We start from the raw sequence: 19,455 nt of genomic DNA, 5'->3' as shown, positions 1-19,455 counted from the left end.
AAAGCGAGCTGCACGTGCTTTTCAGCCTGCAGCGTTCCCCAACAAGATTGTAAACCATGACCACCACCCGTTTCGCCCCGTCCCCCACCGGGCATCTGCACATCGGCAACATCCGCACCGCGTTGCACAACTGGATGTGGGCGAAAAAGAGCGGCGGGCGCTTCATCCTGCGGATCGACGACACCGATGCCGAGCGCAGCCGGGAGGAGTATGTCGAGGGCATCCGCGCCGATCTCGCCTGGCTGGGGCTCGCGCCTGATGCCGAGTATCGCCAGTCGGAGCGCGCGGCGCTGTATGACGCGGCGTTTGCAAAGCTGCGCGACGCGGGCCGGGTCTATGCCTGTTATGAGACCTCGCAGGAGCTCGATCTCAAGCGCAAGATCGCGCTGGGCCGCGGCCTGCCGCCGGTGTATGACCGCGCCGCGCTCAACCTCACTGATGCCCAGCGCGCCGAATTGGAGGCACAGGGGATCAAGCCGCACTGGCGGTTCAAACTCGACCACGCCGAACCGGTCGCCTGGGACGACCTCATCCGGGGGCCGCAGAAGTTCGACGCGTCGAGCCTGTCCGACCCCGTCATCCGCCGCGCCGATGGCAGCTGGCTGTACATGCTGCCCTCGGCGATCGATGACGTCGACATGGGAATCACGCATGTCGTGCGCGGCGAGGATCACGTCTCGAACACCGCCGTCCAGCTGCAAATGTTCACCGCGCTGGGCAGCCCGCCGCCCGCTTTCGCGCATGAGGCGCTGCTGGTGGGCGCGGAGGGCAAGCTCTCCAAGCGGCTGGGCTCGCTGGGCGTGGGCGAATTGCGCGAGAAGCACATATTGCCGCAGGCGATTGTCGCGTTGCTGGCGCGATTGGGCACGTCCGACCCGGTCGAGCCATTGCACGATCGCGCCGCGCTGCTCGACAGCTTCGACTTTGCCCGCTTCGGCCGTGCGCCCGCGCGCTTTGCCGAGGAGGATCTGGAACGGATTAACCGCCAGCTGGTCCACACCGCCGATTTCGCGATGGTGGCAGAGCAACTCCCGCCGCAGGTCGACGAGGCCGGCTGGCACGCGATCCGCCCAAACATCGCGCATCTCGGCGAGGTTGCCGATTACTGGCGGATCATCGAGGGGCCGGTTCATGCGCCTGCGCCCGAAGCCGAGGATGCCGCGTTTCTGGCAGAGGCCCGTGCCGCGCTCGAGCCGATCGACTTTGGGCCGACGGTCTGGAAGGACTGGACCGAGGTGCTCAAGGCCAGCACCGGGCGCAAGGGCAAGGGCCTGTTCCTGCCGCTCCGCCGTGCACTCACCGGGATGGACCATGGCCCGGACATGGGCGAGCTGCTGCCCTTGATCGGGCGCGAACGGGCGCTGGAGCGGCTGGCGGGCTGAGGTTTGCGCATACGTCCCTCGACTTCGCTCGGGACAGACGGTGAGGGGAGGCAGTCCATCCTCTCGAGTTCTTGAGCCCTTCGGCTGGCTGGCAAGCCAGCCGCCCAGGGTAAAACTCTCCGCGTTCCCGAGCGAAGTCGAGGGACGTATGCACGACGCTTGCCCTTCCATAATGCACCTTGAACGCGCATATGTCTGGCATGACACAAATCGCCACCGCAGACCCCCGTTCGTTCCTCTATCGCCCCGACGCGCTCGATCCCGACGCCGCGCAGCGGCTTACCCGCGATGCGCTCAGCGCGTGCGATGACGGCGAATTGTACCTGCAATACGCTGCGAGCGAGAGCTTCGTGTTCGACGATGGTCGGCTGAAAACCGCCGATTACTCCACCGATTCGGGCTTCGGGCTGCGCGGAGTTTCGGGCGAGATGACCGGCTTTGCGCATGCCAACGACGTCAGCGAAGCCGGCATCCGCCGCGCCGCCGAGACGCTGAAACTGCTCGATCCCGCCAATGGCGAAGCAGCCCCGCCGCCCCGGCAGAACAACCGCCACCTCTATACCGACGGCAACCCGCTCGAGAGCATTCCGTTCGAGACCAAGATCGCCTTGCTCGAAAAGATCGATGCCGCCGCGCGCGCCCGCGACCCGCGCGTCGCGCAGGTCACCGCGAGCCTGATCGGCAGCTGGTCGGTAATCGAAGTGGTGCGCGCCGACGGCTTCATCGCCACCGATGTGCGGCCTCTAGTGCGCCTCAATGTGTCGATCGTCGCGCAGAGCGGCGAGCGGCGCGAGGTCGGCAGCTTCGGCATGGGCGGGCGCTATCTGTATGATGGCCTGTTCGACGATGCGACCTGGAACCGCGCGATCGACGAGGCGCTGGCACAGGCGCTGACCAACCTCGAAAGCGTCGCCGCGCCAGCCGGCGAAATGACCGTGCTGCTCGGCCCCGGCTGGCCCGGCATCATCCTGCACGAGGCGATCGGGCACGGGCTCGAGGGCGATTTCAACCGCAAGGGCACCAGCGCGTTTTCGGGCCGCATCGGCCAGCGCGTCGCCGCCGATGGCGTCACCGTGGTCGACGATGGCTCGATTCAAGACCGGCGCGGATCGCTCTCAATCGATGACGAGGGCACGCCGACCCAGGAAAACGTGCTGATCGAAAACGGCATCCTGCGCGGATACATGCAGGACCGCTTGAACGCCCGGCTGATGGGGGTCGCCCCCACCGGCAACGGCCGCCGCCAGTCCTATGCCCACGCCCCGATGCCGCGCATGACCAACACTTTCATGCGCGCAGGCAATGACGATCCAGCGGAACTGTTGTCGCGCGTGAAAAACGGCATCTACGCCAAGAGCTTCGGCGGCGGCCAGGTCGATATCGTTTCGGGCAAGTTCGTCTTCTCGTGCACCGAGGCGTACCGCGTCGAAAACGGCAAGCTCGGCGCGCCGATCAAGGGCGCCACTTTGATCGGCGACGGCCCCACCGTGCTCACCAAGGTCACCGGCATCGGCAACGACTTCGCGCTCGACGAAGGCGTCGGCATGTGCGGCAAGGGCGGCCAGGGCGTACCCGCAGGCGTGGGGCAACCGACGTTGCTGGTCAGCGGGCTGACGGTTGGGGGGACTGGGGGGTAACCTCCGCCTATTGCAGCAATTCGCGCACCAGCGAGGGCTTCTTGGCGATCATCGCGAGCAAAACCTGTGCCGGACCGGTCGGCTGCCTGCGGCCATGCTCCCAGTTGAGCAAAGTTCCCTTGGCCACGCCGATCGACTGAGCAAACGCACTTTGCGATAGGCCGGTGCTGGCCCGGATCGCGGCGACATCGACTGTGGGTACTACGATCTGATGCACCCGCGCGCCAACATCCTCGCCCTGCGCATGGGCGAGGGCCTCGTTCAATCCCTGCATGATGCTGTCATAAGCGCTCATCGGCTGTCTCCATAGGTTGCAACCAAAGTCTTTGCGAGGCCCACGGCGGCGGCCTGCTCGGCTTTGGTCAGATTGTCTTTCTCGTTCTTGGCGAACACAGTGATGAGGAAGATCGGAATCTCCCTGCCACCGAACACATAGATCGTCCGATAACCACCGCTTTTCCCGCCACCCTCGCGTGGGATGCGAACCTTGCGCAGCCCACCGCCCAGCGAGATTCCGGTTTCGGGGTTGGCAGCGACGTAATCCACCAGTGCCATGCGCTCTGCATCACTCATGATCGCCTTGGCGCGCCGGAGGAACTCGGGAAGTTCAACGATGGTCTGCAAGGTACTCACTTGCACTTTGTATACGTCAATGGCATATACGTCAATGGCGCAGTTCTGTCGTCGGAGATGCGGCGATCTACGACAAAGTGTGCCAATAGGCATGGGTCAGCAGAGCTTGCTGATTAGCTGGCATATGGTGGGGATTGGAGGGCGGCCGCCACACTCCTGCAGGTTTGAGTATCGTGCCTCCAAAATTCGCACTTCGTTGCCTGCGTACACTTATTGCCTTAGCGTGGAACACGGCTGTAAACATATGGCGGAGATCGAAGGCAATCGATGCCAATGTTGCAGCGAGCAAAGGAAAGGATCCGATCTAAAAGGGAAAGCCTCGCCTTCAAGTATATGCCCCGCTTTGCAGATTGGATGATGCGGCGTGTAGCAATGTCAGCCAAAGGTTCGTTGGCTGATGAGGCCAAGCCGGTTGGCGTTCTGATTGATAGCTGTATTCGACGTCACGCGGTCACACATGAGGAGGCTTGGATCGACACGGGCACGGTGCTTTGGGGAGGCGTTCATCCCATTAACACGGGCTACATGGCGCGTGTCCCGGTCCACGCCGCGAGCAACACTTCGGAAGACTATCGCGATATCTGCTATATCGGATCGCTGATCGCACTCGCTCGCTTCGGAACGATGAAATTTTTCACTTCATCCGAACTGATGTCGGAACAGCTAAGGCACCCTCCCGCCCGCTTTCAGACGGTGGGCTACAGCGATTACAGCATACTCGACATGGTCGAAATAGATTCGGTCGATGGCGAGAGATATGATTTCATCACCATGGGTAAGCTTTTTGGAGAAAGTCATGGATTAAAGGACGCTCAGCAGGAGAGGATTGAGACCAGCGGTGACGAATTGTACAAAGTAATCATGTCTTACTTCAAGTACCAGAAGCACAGCCAAGATGCTTGGCATCTGCGAACGGCGCAGGTGCATGGGTGCAGATACATTTTGACGATGGATCAGAAATTCATTCATCTCTGCCAGCAGCACCACAGTAAGCTTGTGACAGCTGGAATCTCGGTTGAGGTATGCTCGCCGACACATCTGGGCGAGAAATTAAAGCTACCGAAAATTCCTCCGTGGATTTTTTCGTACAACGACGCATCGTTCCCAGTCCGTTCGGACCTTCACATGCCTGACCAGAAGCGCAAACCATCCATCGGTAGAAGAGGTACTACAATAAACGATATTCCGCCGAGGTGAATTATGAGGCAATAGTGAATTCCGAAGACGTTGTACTTAACCCCTTACCCCGCCTTCCTCGGCTTCCCGCCCTTCTGCCCATTCTCACGCGATGCCTGCGCCTTAGCGCTTGATGTCGCCTGACCCGCCCGCGCGGCCATCCAGCGTGCCGTGCCGAATATGCCGTTCATCAAGCCGGGCACGGTATGGTCCACGCCTAGCGTCTCCCAGTGCAGACCGAATCCCGCTCCCTGCACCTCGACCTCGGTGAGTTGCTCGAGGGTGGCGTCCTGCAGGAACTCGACCAAGGAGGGCGGGAAGGCGAAGGTGGCGCCGCTGGTCAGATCGACGATGATGCGGCCTGCTGCAGCGTCATAGCGTGCGGCCACCGCTCGAGGCTCGGCCATAAGCTTGGCCTTGCCGCGCTCAATGGCCACGCCTGCCTGGCTATCGGACCAATGGGGATCAGCCGTCATGTCACTCACTCCCGAAGCGAAGCGTCGATTTGACGACAGCATCGTAAACCCAACAGGCTGGGTTATTCAACCGCCGCCGCACCCCCATCCCCCCTTCCCCCCCGCACAAGCTTGCGCTAAGGCCTGCCCCGGCATAACGGTTTACGCATCGGCCCGCCGGTTTCGCGCAGTAAATGGTCGCGCGCGTCCCCATTCCGGCCCTTGGTGCGAACCGTCACACACCCGGCGTCGCTGCGGCGCTACACGCATAACTGTTACTACTGGAAGGGACTCCACATGACCGCTGTTGGACAGGACACGCTCGGCACCCGCGCGACGATGGAGGTGGGCGGCAAGTCCATCGCTTATTATTCGCTCGCCAAGGCCGCCGAAAAGCTCGGCGATATCTCGCGGTTGCCGTTCAGCATGAAGGTGCTGCTCGAAAACATGCTGCGCTTCGAGGACGGCGGCTTTACCGTTTCGGTAGCCGATGCGCAGGCGATCGTCGACTGGCAGAAGAACCCCTCGTCGGACGCGGAAATCCAGTATCGCCCCGCGCGCGTGCTGCTGCAGGATTTCACCGGCGTGCCTTGCGTCGTCGATCTCGCCGCGATGCGCGATGCCATCGCCACGCTCGGCGGTGACACCAGCAAGATCAACCCGCTCGTCCCCGTCCACCTCGTCATCGACCACTCGGTGATGGTCGACGAATTCGGCCACCCCAAGGCGTTCGAGCAGAATGTGGAAATCGAATATTACCGCAACGGCGAGCGCTATGACTTCCTGAAATGGGGCTCCAAGAGCCTCGACAATTTCAAGGCGGTTCCTCCGGGCACCGGCATCTGCCATCAGGTGAACCTCGAGAACATCGCACAGGCGGTTTGGACCAGCACCGATGCATCGGGTGCGACCGTCGCCTATCCCGACACCTGCGTCGGCACCGACAGCCACACCACGATGATCAACGGCCTGGGCGTTCTGGGCTGGGGCGTCGGCGGGATCGAGGCGGAAGCTGCGATGCTCGGCCAGCCGGTCTCGATGCTGATCCCCGAAGTCGTCGGCTTCAAGCTCACCGGCACGCTGAACGAGGGCGTCACCGCCACCGATCTGGTGCTGACCTGCACCAACATGCTGCGCAAGCACGGCGTGGTCGGCCGATTCGTCGAGTATTTCGGCCCGGGCCTCGCCTCGCTGAGCCTTGCCGACCGCGCGACGCTCGCCAACATGGCACCCGAATATGGCGCGACCTGCGGCTTCTTCGGCATCGACGACAAGACGCTCGACTACATGCGCCTCACCGGCCGCGATGAAGAAGCGCTGGCCCTGGTCGAAGCCTATGCCAAGGAGCAGGGCTTCTGGATCGAGGCCGATGCCGTCGACCCTGTGTTCACCAGCACGCTCGAACTCGACATGTCGACCGTCGTCCCCTCGCTCGCCGGCCCGAAGCGTCCGCAGGACCGCGTCGATCTGACGGAAGTCGATGATGTCTTCGCCAAGGACATGGCCGAGACCTACAAGCGCGCCAACACCCGCGTCGCGGTGGACGGCAAGGACTTCGACATCGGCGATGGCGATGTGATGATCGCGGCGATCACCAGCTGCACCAACACCTCGAACCCCGGCGTGATGGTCGCCGCCGGCCTCGTCGCCAAGAAGGCGAACGAGCTGGGCCTCAAGCCCAAGCCCTGGGTCAAGACCTCGCTCGCACCCGGATCGCAGGTGGTCACCGACTATTTCAACAAGGCCGGGCTGCAGACGCATCTCGATGCCGTCGGCTTCAACCTGGTCGGCTATGGCTGCACCACCTGCATCGGCAACTCCGGCCCGCTCGCCGAGCCGATCAGCAAGGCGATCAACGAGAACGGCCTGGTCGCCGCTGCCGTGATCTCGGGCAACCGCAACTTCGAAGGCCGCGTGTCGCCCGACGTGCGCGCCAACTTCCTTGCCTCGCCGCCGCTGGTCGTCGCCTATGCGCTCAAGGGCACGGTGATCGAAGACTTCACCACCACCCCGATCGGCACCGGCAGCGCCGGGCAGGACGTGTTCCTCAAGGACATCTGGCCGACCAACCTCGAAGTCGCCGACACGATGGCATCGTGCATGGACCGCGAAATGTTCCAGGCGCGCTATGCCAACGTGTATCTGGGCGACGAGCATTGGCAGGCGATCAATGTCGAAGGTTCGGACACCTACAGCTGGCGCGCAGGCTCCACCTATGTCGCCAACCCGCCGTATTTCGAGGGCATGAGCATGACGCCTGCCCCGGTGAGCGACATCATCGAAGCCAAGCCGCTCGCGATCCTGGGCGATTCGATCACCACCGACCACATCTCGCCCGCAGGCTCGATCAAGGCTGACAGCCCCGCAGGCAAATGGCTGATGGAGCATCAGGTCGCCAAGTCGGACTTCAACAGCTATGGCGCGCGCCGTGGCCATCATGACGTGATGATGCGCGGCACCTTTGCCAACATCCGCATCAAGAACGAAATGGTCCCCGGCATCGAGGGCGGCATGAGCCGCTATGGCCAGGAAGTGATGCCGATCTATGACGCCGCGATGCGCCACAAGGCCGATGGCACGCCGCTGGTGGTCATCGCGGGCAAGGAATACGGCACCGGATCGTCGCGCGACTGGGCGGCCAAGGGTACCAACCTGCTGGGCGTCAAGGCGGTGATCGTCGAAAGCTTCGAGCGTATCCACCGTTCGAACCTGGTCGGCATGGGCGTTCTGCCGCTGCAGTTCCAGAACGGCGACACGCGCGAAACCCTGGGCCTGACCGGCGACGACAGCTTCACCATCGAAGGCGTGGCGGACCTCAAGCCGCGCCAGCAGGTCACCGTCAAGGTGACCCGCGCCGATGGCTCCACCTTCAGCTTCGAAGCGCTTTGTCGCATCGATACCGCCAATGAAATCGAGTATTTCATGAACGGCGGCATCCTGCACTACGTGCTGCGCAAACTGGCTGCATGAACCCGGTCCTGTCATCGGCCATGGCTGCGCTGATCGGCGCATCCATGGCCCTTGGCGCGGCCCCGCAGGCGGCAGCGCAAGCGTCGTCCGCACCCGTCGCATTGCCGGTCGATCCGCAGGAGGCAGGGCTCACCTGCTTCTATTCTGCGGTCGTCACCGGCGGCGGCAAGACCGAGGCCCTGGCCGAAGCCAGCTGGTTTCTGTTCGAGATCGCCCGGCAGAAGACCGAGGCCGCACCCGACACGTTCTTCGAGCGGCTGGAAGAGGTAGCGGGCCTGCCACCGCCCAATCTCGATACGCTGGCAGCCGATGCGCCCCAATTGCTGCCGCTGTGCGCCGGGCGCTATCCGCAGATCAGCTCGAAGCGGGCCATCACTTTGCCCAGCGATCCGTTCACCCGCGACATGCAGTGCTTTGCGCTGGCCAGCTATCTGGCCGGCATGGCGGAAAGCGAACTGGAGGATGCAGGCGAAAGCCCGTTCGGCCAGCGTGTCGGCGCGCTGGCAGACAGGCTGTCCGCACGGCTGACCGAAGACCGCGCCAAGGCGGCAGGCATCACCGAGCCCGACGCGATGCAGCGCCAGTTCGGACGCTCGCTGCGAGACATCGGCCCTGCGGGCAATCCGATGAAGGTTCTGGAAGCCTGCGAGGCGGCCGCCAGCTGACCGGCGCGGGCATGGCCCGGCCCTAAATGGCAGGCGCCAGCCGCTCGTTGCTTGACTTTGCCCCCCCTCGACCGTATGCGCCCTGCTTTCGCGGGCTTCGTGTCAGACGAGGTGCGCGGCGAATCATTTGAACCCGTATTTTTCAGGAGTGCCGCATGAAGCGCACATTTCAGCCCAGCAACCTTGTGCGCGCTCGTCGTCACGGATTCCGTTCGCGTACTGCGACTGTCGGCGGCCGCGCCGTTCTGCGTGCGCGTCGCGCCCGTGGCCGCAAGCGCCTGAGCGCCTGATCGGCCCGCCGCCCGTGATTGCGGGCGCGGACGACAGCAGCGATATTCCACACACGGGCGTTCCGGAACGATCCGGAACGCCCGTTGTGCTGCGCCAGCGGTCCGATTTTCTGGCGGCCAACGGTGGCCTGCGCGTGGGAACGCCGGCGTTCGTGCTGCTGGTCAAGCAGCGCCAGGATGCCGACGAGACTCGGCGCATCGGCTATACCGTCACCAAGAAGACCGGCAACGCGGTGGTGCGCAACCGCATCAAGCGCCGCTTCCGTGCGCTCGCCCATCAGGTGCTGGGCGAGCATGGCCTGGCCGGAGCCGATCATGTGCTGATCGGGCGGACTGAGGCGCTGACCCGCGACTTTTCAGCGATGCGGGCCGATTTCGAACGCGCGCTCGCCAGGGTGCGCGATGGCAAGGCTTCCGCTGACCGCCGCCCGCCGCGCGGCAAGCCGAAACGCCGCTGACATGTGCATCTGGTCGGCTGCTGTCGGATGCCGGTCCAAAGATACTGGATCGCTGCGCGCTGCCGTGATCTCCCTGGCGGCTATGGAAACCCCATGCGCCAGATCCTGATCCTGATCGCCAGAGGCTGGCAGCTGGGCCCATCGCGCGTCCTGCCGCCGATGTGCCGGTACAGCCCCAGCTGTTCGGAATACGCCATCCAGGCGCTCAAACGCCATGGTGCGATTAAGGGTGGCTGGCTGGCGATGAAGCGGCTATTGCGCTGTCACCCATGGGGCGGGCACGGCCATGATCCAGTGCCCTGATGCACATATGCGCCCCCTATATGAATTACCGGAACGAGGTTTGAAGCGTGGAGAATCAGCGTAACGTCATCCTGGCCATCGGTTTGATGGCTCTGGTTCTGTTCGGATGGCCCTATGCGCTGGAGATCCTGTATCCAGCGCGCCCGGCGACGATCGAGGATGCGATCGAAGCGCCACGCCCCGGTCTCGACAACCGCAATGCGGTGCCCGACACCGGCACCGCGCCCAAGGTGATCCGCACCCGCAAGGTGGTGCTCGCAAGCTCTGCGCGCGTCGCCATCGACGCACCGCGCGTCGCCGGATCGATCAACCTCACCGGTGCGCGTCTCGACGACATCGTGCTCAAGGATTATCGCGAGAAGCTCGACAAGGACAGCGACCTTGTACACCTGTTCTCGCCCGCCGGCACCGAGGACCAGTATTTCGCGCAGTTCGGCTGGATCGGCGAGGGTGTCGTCACCCCCACCAGCCAGACCGTGTGGACGCCCAATGGAACGAAGCTGACACCCGCGACGCCGGTGACGCTGAGCTGGACCAATGCGGCAGGCCAGCGTTTCGAGATCGTCTATGCGATCGACGCCAACTACCTGATCACCGTCACCCAGCGCTTCGTCAATGCCGGTACCACGCCTGCGATCGTGCGGCCTTTGGGCCTGATCAACCGAACCAGCGCCAATGCCGACCCCAGCACCTGGACCGTCCGCAACGGACCGCTCGGCGTGTTTGACGATGTCGCCGATTTCGACGTGCATTATGACGACCTCGACGAGAACCCCAAGAAGCTGGTCGAATATACCGGCAACATCGACTGGCTGGGCTTCACCGACCATTACTGGCTGTCAGCGCTGATCCCCGCACCGGGTGCCAAGGGCGCGATGGCGGGCAATTTCCGCAGCCTGGGCGGCAAGCTGTATCAGTCCGAACTGCTGTTCGACACGACTGTGGTCGCGCCGGGCAAGCAGATCGAGACCAGGTCGATGCTGTTTGCAGGGGCCAAGGAAACCGAACTGCTCGACGATTATGTCGATGCCAAGGATATCAAGCTGCTCGACCGTGCGGTCGACTGGGGCTGGTTCATCTGGTTCGAAAAGCCGATCTTCAAGCTGCTCAACTGGCTGTTCGAACAGGTCGGCAATTTCGGCGTCGCGATCATCCTTTTGACCATCATCATCCGCGGCCTGATGTTCCCGATCGCGCAGAAGCAGTTCGCATCGATGGCGCAGATGCGCGCGGTGCAGCCCAAGATGAAGGCGCTGCAGGAACGCTACAAGGACGACAAACAGAAGCTCCAGACCGAGATGATGGAGCTGTACCGCAAGGAAAAGGTCAATCCGCTCGCCGGATGCCTGCCGATGTTCCTGCAGATCCCCGTATTCTTCGCGCTCTACAAGGTGCTGCTGCTGGCGATCGAAATGCGGCACCAGCCGTTCGTTTTGTGGATCAAGGATCTGTCCGCGCCCGATCCGCTGACCCCGGTCAACCTGTTCGGCCTGCTGCCCTTCGATCCGCCGAGCATGATCGCCATCGGCATCCTGCCGATCATCCTGGGCGTCACGATGTGGCTGCAGTTCAAGCTCAATCCCGCGCCGATGGACCCGGTCCAGCAGCAGGTCTTCTCGATCATGCCCTGGGTGCTGATGTTCGTGATGGCACCGTTTGCCGCCGGCTTGCAGCTGTACTGGGCGATGTCGAACGTGCTCACCATCGCGCAGCAGAAGTGGCTCTACAGCCGCCATCCGCAATTGAAGGAGCTGGCCGCGCAAGAGGCGGCAGCCAAGGCGGCCAAGGCCGAGAAAGACAAGAGCAAGGCGTGACCGAAGAAGACCAGCCGATCATCCACCCGCTGCTGCAGGAGGCCAACCGGCTGTTCTCCGGTTCGGTGACCTTCCTCAAGTCCGCGCCTGCGCTCGAATTCCTGCCGCCGCCCAGCGTGCCCGAAATCGCGTTTGCCGGGCGCTCGAACGTGGGCAAGTCCTCGCTGCTCAACGCGCTTGTCGGGCGCAGGGCGATCGCGCGCACCTCGGTGACGCCGGGGCGCACGCAAGAGCTGAACTTCTTCGACATCGGCGATCCGCCGCGCTTCCGCGTGGTCGACATGCCGGGCTATGGCTATGCCAAGGCGCCCAAGGATGTCGTCAAGAAATGGCGCTTCCTGATCAACGATTACCTGCGCGGTCGCGCGGTGCTCAAGCGCACCCTGGTGCTGATCGACAGCCGCCACGGCATCAAGGAGGTCGACCTCGACGTCATGAAGATGCTCGACGAGGCGGCCGTGAGCTACCGGCTGGTGCTGACCAAGGCGGACAAGATCAAGGCGAGCGATCTGGAAAAGGTGGCCAATGCGACCCGCGCCGAAGCGCGCAAGCACGCTGCGGCCTTCCCCGATGTGATCATCACCTCGTCCGAAAAGCGCATGGGCATTGACGAACTGCGCGGCTTTGTGATGGATTCGATCAGCGAATAAGGTTCGCGCTGGACACCATGCAGGCGAAGGCGCGAACACCTTCTTCTTCGTGCCTTCGTGTCTTCGTGTGACATCTCATTTTGGTTCACGCGAAGACACGAAGACGCGAAGGACCTTGCAGAGCCTTTCTGCGCAGTCTTCCGAGGGGCAGCTATGAAACTGTACATTGGCAACAAGAACTATTCGAGCTGGTCGCTGCGCGGCTGGCTGGCGTGCAAGCAATCGGGCCTGCCGTTCGAAGAGATCGTCGTGCCGCTGTATGACGAGGCCTGGCCCGAAGCGCGCCAGCAGCCCGAGTTCCAGCCCTCTGCGGGCAAGGTGCCGGTGTTGTGGGATGGCGAGGCGGTGGTGTGGGATTCGCTGGCCATCATCGACTGGCTGGCCGACCGGACGCACCGTGATCGCTTCTGGCCCAAGGACCCGGTCGCAGCCGCGCTCGCCCGCTCCATGGCAGCGGAAATGCATGCCGGATACATGCCGCTGCGCCGCGAATGCGGGATGAACATGCGCCAGCGCTACACCGATTTCTCGGTCAGCCCCGAAGTGCATCAGGATGTCATGCGCATCCTCTCGCTCTGGGCAGAGGCGCGCGCGCGCTGGGGACGTGGCGGGCCGTTCCTGTTCGGCAGCTTTGGCGCGGCGGACATCATGTTCGCGCCGGTCATCACGCGCTTCCAGACCTACGGCATCACGCTGCCCGGCTTTGCCCGCGCCTATAGTGATGCCATCATGGAGCATGAATGGATGGCCGACTGGACAGCCGCCGCTGAGGCCGAACCCTGGGTCATCGAGCGCTTCGAGCGCTGAGGCGCGTCAGCCGCCCTGGGCGAGGATGGCGGACAGTCCGGCCTCGTAATCGGGGTAGCGCAAGGTCCAGCCGAGCAGCCGCTTGGCCTTGCCGTTGGCGACCCGCCGGTTCTCTGCATAGAATCCCAGCGCCATCGGCGACAGGTTCGCGTCCTCCAGCGACTGCAGCGGCGGCAGCGGCGCGCTCAGCAGGCGGCACGCGGCCTCGATCACGCGGTTCTGCGAGCAGGGCAGGTCGTCGGCGAGGTTGTAGACCCCCGCCGGGCCATCGAACGACGCGATGATGCCGCCGGCGATATCCTCGACATGCACGCGGCTGAAGACCTGGTTCGACATGTCGATCCGCTTTGCGCCACCATCGCGCACCCGGTCGAGCGCGCTGCGGCCCGGGCCGTAGATCCCCGGCAGGCGCAGCACGCGCACCCGGTTGTCGAGCGCCTGCCAGACGAGATCGGCCTCGGTCCGCGCATTGCGCCGCCCGGTGCCGACCACCGATGCCTCATCCACCCACGCCCCGCCCGCATCGCCATAGACGCCGGTGGACGAGAGATACCCGATCCAGCGCGCAGGCGTGGCGCGCAGGATCTCGCCATAGTGCGTCAGCACCGGATCGAGCCCGCTCGCCCGGTCGGGCGGCACACTGGAGAGGACATGCGTGGCGTCGGCCAGCGCGGCGTGCACGGCAGCGCCATCGGCAAAGTCGACATCGCCCGCCCGGCCCGTTCCGCGCACCTGCCAGCCTTGCGAACGAAGCCGCCGGGCGAGATGAGAGGCGGTGTAACCCATGCCGAAGATGAAGAGGTTGCTCATTTTCGCGAACCTAGCGGCGGGCCGGGGGGATGCAAGGCGGTTGGCATATGGGGCTGATAGCGTGCGCAGGTCCCTCGACTTCGCTCGGGACAGGCGGTGGAGGAAGGTGGTTCTTCTTTTTCCGCGGTCCCGATCCCTTTGACGGGCTGGCAAACTAGTAGATCAAGCCAAAACTCTCCGCGTTCCCGAGCGAAGTCGAGGGACGCATGCGCCGAACCGCCCTCGACTTCCCAAGCCACAGCCCGCATTGTGCAATCCCTGCCCGCGCATTAGTGTCCCCCCATGGCCGACATCCAGACCGCAACCGCCACCCCGGCACACCAAGAAACCCCGGTGATCCGCCGCGCGGACTATCTGCCGCCCGACTGGCGGGTGGAAACGGTGCATCTGGAGTTCGACCTCGACCTGTCCGCGACGCATGTCACCGCAGCGCTGGCCCTGGTCCGGAACGGCGAGCATGACCGGCCCGTCCGACTCGATTGCGATGGCGCGCTGCCGCTGACGCTGGAGGTGGATGGCGCACCGGTCCTCTGGCGCAGCGAGGGCAGCCAGATCGCGTTCGACGTGGGCCAGCCCTCCGCCACGCTGACTCTCACCACGCAGATCGCGCCCGATACCAACACGCAGTTGATGGGGCTGTTCGCTTCGAACGGCATGCTGTGCACCCAATGCGAGGCCGAAGGCTTCCGCCGGATCATCCCGTTCATCGACCGACCCGACAACATGGCGGTGTATGAGGTGCTGCTGCGCGCCGACAAGGCACGCTTCCCGGTGCTGCTCGCCAACGGCGCACTGGTCGATACAGGCGATCTGGACGATGGCCGCCATTATGCGCGCTGGCACGATCCGCACCCCAAGCCGAGCTATCTGTTCGCGCTGGTCGCGGGCGATCTGGTGGCGACGCGCGACCATTTCACCACCAAGAGCGGCGCGCCGGTGGACCTCGCCATCTATGTCCGCGCCGGCGACGAGGGCCGCACCGCGCATGCGATGCAGGCGCTGAAAGCCTCGATGGCGTGGGACGAACAGGTCTATGGTCTCGAATACGACCTGCCGGTGTTCAACATCGTTGCGGTCAGCGATTTCAACATGGGGGCGATGGAGAACAAGGGTCTCAACATCTTCAATTCGCGCTACATCCTCGCCGACCCCGACACCGCGACCGATTACGACTATGACGCGATCGAGGGCGTGGTCGCGCACGAATACTTCCACAACTGGTCGGGCAACCGCGTCACCTGCCGCGACTGGTTCCAGCTGAGCCTGAAGGAAGGCTTCACCGTCTATCGCGACCAGTGCTTTTCCGCCGACATGGGCTCTGAACCGGTCAAGCGGATCGAGGATGTACGGATGCTGCGCGCGGCGCAGTTCCCCGAGGATGCCGGGCCGCTCGCGCACCCGATCCGCCCCGACAGCTATATGGAAATCAGCAACTTCTACACCTCCACCATCTACAACAAGGGCGCCGAGGTCATCCGGATGATGGCGACGATGGCGGGGCCCGAGCGGTTCCGGCAGGGCTGCGACCTGTATTTCCGGCGCCATGACGGCGAGGCTGCGACCTGCGAGGATTTCGTGCGGGCGATGGAGGATGGCGCGGGGCTGGACCTTGCGCAATTCCGTCGCTGGTACGAGCAGGCCGGCACGCCGCAAGTGCAGGCGCGGCTCGAGCATGACGCCGCCAGCGGCACCGCGACACTCCACCTGCGACAGAACTTCGCCGCCACGCCGGGCCAGGCGGACAAGCCGCTGATGCCGATCCCGCTGCGCACCGCGCTGATCGACCGCGACATGAAGGCGCATCGCGGCGAGACTCTGGTGGTGCTGACGGAGGCCGAGCAATCGGTGGAATTCGCCGGCTTCGCCCGCGCGCCGGTGCTGTCGATCAATCGCGGCTTTTCCGCGCCGGTGAATCTCGATGTGGCGCGATCAGCGGGTGACCTGCCGTTCCTGGTGCGACACGACGATGATCCCTTCGCGCGCTACGAGGCGCTGCAGCAGCTCGTCATCGACCGGCTGATCGCGGATATCGCCGACATGGACGGCCCCGGTGCGGCGCAAAGCCATGCGGTGTCGCTCGACGAGATCATCGCGGTGTTCGGCGATCTGGTCAGCGACCAGCGGCTCGATGATTCGATGCGCGCCGAGATCCTCAGCCTGCCGACCGAGGCGTTTCTAGGCGAGCAGATGCTGGTGGTGCGGCCCGAGGCGATCCATGCGGCGCGCCGGGCCTTGCGCAAGGCGATCGGGTCGCGCTTGCTCGATCCGTGGCGGATCGCGCACGAACGCGCCAGTGCGGTTCCCTATTCGCTCAGCCGCGAAGCGCGCGGTGCGCGCAAGATCAAGTCGCTGGCTCTAGGCTATATCGCTTCGGCCGAAGCAGCGGATGCTGGCACAATTGCGTTCGAACAGTTCGCGCGCGCCGACAACATGACCGACCGGCAGGGCGCCATGGCGGTGCTCGCCAGCATGCAGGCCGACGTGCGCGAGACCGCGCTCGACAGCTTCTACAACCGCTATCAGGGCAATGCGCTGGTCATCGACAAATGGTTCTCGCTGCAGTCCGGCTCGGCGCACCCCCAGGTGTACGACCAGACGCTCGAGCTGATCCGCCACAAGGATTTCACGCTGACCAACCCCAATCGGGTGCGCGCGCTGTACTGGCCGTTCGTCTCCAACCAGGCCGCGTTCCACGAGGCCAGCGGGCGCGGCTATGACCTGCTGACCGACCTTGTCCTGAGGCTCGATGCGATCAACCCGCAGACCACCGCGCGGTTCATCGCGCCGCTGGGGCGCTGGCGGCGGTTTGACGAGGCGCGTGCAGCCAGGATGCGCGGGTGCCTGGAGCGGATTTTGTCAAAGCCGGGGCTTTCGAAGGATGTGACCGAACAGGTGGTGAAGAGTCTTGAGTAACACACAGCACGTGCCCATCCTCACATCCCCCGCGCTCGGCGCCATCGCGCATGGCTTTACCGGCCGTCGTGGCGGAGTTTCGACCGGATTGGTCGCTGGATTGAACGTCGGGCTGGGCTCGGATGATCATCCGGAAGCGGTGCACGAGAACCGCAGGCGCGCAGCCGAGGCGATCCTGCCCGGCGCGACGCTGGTGACGCTGCATCAGGTGCACAGCGCCGATGTGATCCGCGTCAACGCCGCCTTTCCGATCGAAGACCGCCCCAAGGCCGACGCCATGGTCACCGACCGGCCTGGCCTGCTGCTCGGCGTACTGGGTGCGGACTGCCCGCCAATCCTGTTCGCGGACGAAGCCGCAGGCGTCATTGGTGCTGCGCATTCGGGCTGGAAGGGCGCGTTTGCCGGCGTGGGCGAGGCGACCGTCGCCGCGATGGAGCGGCTGGGCGCGAACCGTGCGCGTATCGTCGCCGCGATCGGCCCGTGCATCCAGCAGAAGAGCTATGAGGTCGATGCAGGCTTCTTCCAGCGCTTCTGCGAGGCCGATCCGGAGCACGAGCGCTTTTTCCGCGAGGGCAAGCCCGACCACTATCAGTTCGACCTCGAAGGCTTCATCGCGTCGCGCCTCGCCGCCTGCGGCATCGGCACGGTGCACACCAGCGGCGTGGATACCTATTCGGACGCAGACGGCTATTACAGCTTCCGCCGCGCGACGTATCGCGGCGAGCCCGATTACGGGCGGCAGATGGGCGCGATCGGGCTGAGGGGATAGCATCTCCCCTCCCGCAATAGTTGTTCCCCTCCCTGGAATGGAGGGGTCAGGGGTGGGTCGAAGCGATATTGAGCACACGGTGGCCTGGTAACGGCCTACCCACCCCCAGCCCCTCCCTCAAAGGGAGGGGAGTTTGGGACAGGCGAGAGGGGATATCTTCGCTTTGCAGAAAATCTGGGGCCTTATCATCGGCGTGCTCGGCTTTGCGCTGACCCTCGTCACGCCCGCCCCCGCAGGCATGGAAGCGCAGGCCTGGACCACTGCAGGCCTCGTGTTCTGGATGGCGGCGTGGTGGATGACGCAGGTCGTGCCGCTGACCGTCACCGCATTGCTGCCGTTCGTGGTGCTTCCGCTGACCGGGGTGATGAGCGCCAACGATATCGCCGCCGAATATTACTCGCCGATCCTGTTCCTGATCCTGGGCGGCGCGTTCCTCGCGCTGGCGATCGAGCGGGTCGGGCTGCACAAGCGGCTCGCGCTCGCCATCGTCAACCGATCGGGCCACACCTCGGCGCAATTGCTGTTCGCGTTCATGATCGCCACCGCGACATTGTCGCTGCTGATCTCGAACACCTCGACCACCTTGATCATGGTGCCGATCGCCAGCGCGGTGCTGCTCGCGGGCAATGTGGCCGAGGGCGAGACCGACGGGCTGCCCGGCGCTCTGATGATGGGCATCGCCTTTGCCGCTTCGATCGGCGGGCTGGGCACGCTCGTCGGATCGCCGACCAACGCGATCGCCGCAGGATTGCTCGAGAAAACCACCGGGCTGCAGATCGGCTTTGCCGAATGGGCGGCCTACGGCATGCCGATCGTGATCCTCTCGGTGCCGATCGCGGCGTACATTCTGGCGCGCGTGCAGAAGCTCGCCGACCATCCGTTCGATGTCGATGCCGCGCGCAGCGCCATTGCGCGGCAGCCCGAGTGGAGCATTCCCGAGCGGCGGCTGATGCCAGTGATCGCGCTCGTCGTCCTCGCCTGGATCCTGCAGCCCTGGTTCAGCGACATGCTGCCTGCAGGCGCGCTCACCGATGGCAGCATCGCGGTGATCGCAGGCATCGCCCTGTTCGTCCTGCCCGATGGCACCGGCCGGCCGATGCTGGTGTGGAAAGAGGCCAACCGTGCGCCGTGGGACGTCATCATGATGTTCGGCGGCGGGCTGGCGCTCGCGGCGGGTATCGGCGCATCGGGGCTGGACAGCTGGATCGGCACTGCACTCGAGCCGCTGGCGGGCGTGCCGCTGATCGTCATCGCGCTGGCGCTGACCGGACTGGTGGTGCTGGTCACCGAGTTTGCCAGCAACGTCGCCACCGCCAGCGGAGTGATGCCGGTGGTCGCCGCGCTGATCGTCACCCTGGGGGTCGATCCGGTGCTGCTCGCGATGCCGGTGGCGATGGCGGCGAGCTGGGGCTTCATGCTGCCCTCGGGTACCGGCCCCAATGCCATCGCCTGGGCGAGCGGCAACATATCGCTGCCGCGCCAGCTGAAAGCCGGGCTGATGCTCGACATCGCGGGCGTTCCTCTCATGGTCGGCACGATCTGGATGGTTTCCTTTGTAATCAGTTGAGCGGTGCGGCATGATTGCCGGCATAACAAGGGAGCCAGTCACCCCGCTTCAACCCAAGCCCGCTCAGCCTGAGCTTGTCGAAGGCCACGGGAAACCGCCAGCGTCATAGCGGGGCCTTCGACAGGCTCAGGCTGAGCGGATGTGGTGCGGATGTTG

General features: G+C 64.3%; 18 protein-coding genes. 14 read left to right on the top strand and 4 right to left on the bottom strand.

Annotated elements, in window-relative coordinates; all coding sequences use genetic code 11:
- The first annotated feature begins 56 nt into the window (after positions 1–56).
- Together gltX and tldD are read left to right on the top strand one after the other, a co-directional pair.
- Positions 57–1,382 (top strand): glutamate--tRNA ligase, encoded by a 1,326-nt coding sequence (gene gltX, locus D618_RS0111835; RefSeq protein WP_017671734.1) that lies wholly within the window; start codon positions 57–59, stop codon positions 1,380–1,382.
- A 200-nt stretch (positions 1,383–1,582) separates the two neighbouring features.
- The gene (tldD, locus tag D618_RS0111830) at positions 1,583–3,019 is read left to right on the top strand and encodes a metalloprotease TldD (protein ID WP_026091602.1); all 1,437 of its coding nucleotides are present in this window, start codon (positions 1,583–1,585) and stop codon (positions 3,017–3,019) included.
- A 7-nt stretch (positions 3,020–3,026) separates the two neighbouring features.
- On the opposite strand, the gene D618_RS0111825 is transcribed toward tldD, so the two are convergent.
- On the bottom strand, positions 3,027–3,314 hold the full coding sequence (locus D618_RS0111825) for a helix-turn-helix domain-containing protein (RefSeq protein ID WP_017671732.1): 288 nt from the start codon (positions 3,312–3,314) through the stop codon (positions 3,027–3,029).
- On the bottom strand, positions 3,311–3,652 hold the full coding sequence (locus D618_RS0111820) for a type II toxin-antitoxin system RelE/ParE family toxin (protein ID WP_026091601.1): 342 nt from the start codon (positions 3,650–3,652) through the stop codon (positions 3,311–3,313). Before D618_RS0111820 ends, D618_RS0111825 begins: the two co-directional genes overlap by 4 nt.
- 354 nt (positions 3,653–4,006) lie before the next feature.
- Here D618_RS0111820 and D618_RS0111815 point away from each other — a divergent pair, with 354 nt between their 5' ends.
- A complete protein-coding gene (locus tag D618_RS0111815; protein WP_152414682.1) occupies positions 4,007–4,849 on the top strand; it encodes a hypothetical protein in 843 nt (280 codons plus the stop codon).
- Between the two features lie 44 nt (positions 4,850–4,893).
- Here D618_RS0111815 and D618_RS0111810 read toward each other — a convergent pair whose 3' ends face one another.
- Positions 4,894–5,304 (bottom strand): DUF2442 domain-containing protein, encoded by a 411-nt coding sequence (locus tag D618_RS0111810; RefSeq protein ID WP_017671729.1) that lies wholly within the window; start codon positions 5,302–5,304, stop codon positions 4,894–4,896.
- 276 nt (positions 5,305–5,580) lie between these two features.
- On the opposite strand from D618_RS0111810, the gene acnA reads away from it, so the two are divergent.
- The 8 genes from acnA to D618_RS0111775 all read left to right on the top strand — a co-directional run bounded on the left by acnA (position 5,581) and on the right by D618_RS0111775 (position 13,240).
- Positions 5,581–8,253, top strand: coding sequence for an aconitate hydratase AcnA (gene acnA, locus D618_RS0111805; protein ID WP_017671728.1), 2,673 nt, complete (start codon positions 5,581–5,583; stop codon positions 8,251–8,253).
- Positions 8,254–8,273: 20 nt separating this feature from the next.
- Complete coding sequence (locus tag D618_RS0111800) at positions 8,274–8,918, top strand: hypothetical protein (protein ID WP_152414680.1); 645 nt, start codon at positions 8,274–8,276, stop codon at positions 8,916–8,918.
- 155 nt (positions 8,919–9,073) lie between these two features.
- Entirely contained in the window at positions 9,074–9,208 is a 135-nt protein-coding gene (rpmH, locus tag D618_RS19415) for a 50S ribosomal protein L34 (RefSeq protein ID WP_081590500.1), read from the top strand.
- A gap of 86 nt (positions 9,209–9,294) precedes the next feature.
- The gene (gene rnpA, locus D618_RS0111795) at positions 9,295–9,666 is read left to right on the top strand and encodes a ribonuclease P protein component (RefSeq protein WP_152414678.1); all 372 of its coding nucleotides are present in this window, start codon (positions 9,295–9,297) and stop codon (positions 9,664–9,666) included.
- 93 nt (positions 9,667–9,759) lie between these two features.
- The gene (yidD, locus tag D618_RS19410) at positions 9,760–9,969 is read left to right on the top strand and encodes a membrane protein insertion efficiency factor YidD (protein ID WP_026091599.1); all 210 of its coding nucleotides are present in this window, start codon (positions 9,760–9,762) and stop codon (positions 9,967–9,969) included.
- A gap of 47 nt (positions 9,970–10,016) precedes the next feature.
- On the top strand, positions 10,017–11,783 hold the full coding sequence (gene yidC, locus D618_RS20050; RefSeq protein ID WP_017671724.1) for a membrane protein insertase YidC: 1,767 nt from the start codon (positions 10,017–10,019) through the stop codon (positions 11,781–11,783).
- Positions 11,780–12,433 (top strand): ribosome biogenesis GTP-binding protein YihA/YsxC, encoded by a 654-nt coding sequence (gene yihA, locus D618_RS20045; protein WP_017671723.1) that lies wholly within the window; start codon positions 11,780–11,782, stop codon positions 12,431–12,433. The genes yidC and yihA overlap by 4 nt, the downstream gene beginning before the upstream one ends.
- 153 nt (positions 12,434–12,586) lie before the next feature.
- Positions 12,587–13,240 carry a glutathione S-transferase family protein gene (locus tag D618_RS0111775; protein WP_017671722.1) on the top strand — a complete coding sequence of 218 codons (654 nt, stop codon included), beginning with the start codon at positions 12,587–12,589 and terminating at the stop codon, positions 13,238–13,240.
- Positions 13,241–13,246: 6 nt separating this feature from the next.
- Here D618_RS0111775 and D618_RS0111770 read toward each other — a convergent pair whose 3' ends face one another.
- Positions 13,247–14,050, bottom strand: coding sequence for a hypothetical protein (locus tag D618_RS0111770; protein WP_017671721.1), 804 nt, complete (start codon positions 14,048–14,050; stop codon positions 13,247–13,249).
- 282 nt (positions 14,051–14,332) lie between these two features.
- On the opposite strand from D618_RS0111770, the gene pepN reads away from it, so the two are divergent.
- The 3 genes from pepN to D618_RS0111755 all read left to right on the top strand — a co-directional run bounded on the left by pepN (position 14,333) and on the right by D618_RS0111755 (position 19,299).
- Complete coding sequence (gene pepN, locus D618_RS0111765) at positions 14,333–16,963, top strand: aminopeptidase N (protein WP_017671720.1); 2,631 nt, start codon at positions 14,333–14,335, stop codon at positions 16,961–16,963.
- Positions 16,956–17,732 (top strand): peptidoglycan editing factor PgeF, encoded by a 777-nt coding sequence (pgeF, locus tag D618_RS0111760; RefSeq protein ID WP_051041388.1) that lies wholly within the window; start codon positions 16,956–16,958, stop codon positions 17,730–17,732. The genes pepN and pgeF overlap by 8 nt, the downstream gene beginning before the upstream one ends.
- 163 nt (positions 17,733–17,895) lie before the next feature.
- Positions 17,896–19,299, top strand: coding sequence for a DASS family sodium-coupled anion symporter (locus D618_RS0111755; protein ID WP_017671718.1), 1,404 nt, complete (start codon positions 17,896–17,898; stop codon positions 19,297–19,299).
- The last annotated feature ends 156 nt before the right edge of the window (positions 19,300–19,455 follow it).

This window comes from Blastomonas sp. AAP53 (assembly GCF_000331245.1).
Taxonomy (GTDB): domain Bacteria; phylum Pseudomonadota; class Alphaproteobacteria; order Sphingomonadales; family Sphingomonadaceae; genus Blastomonas.
This window is presented reverse-complemented; position numbering and strand designations above follow the sequence as displayed.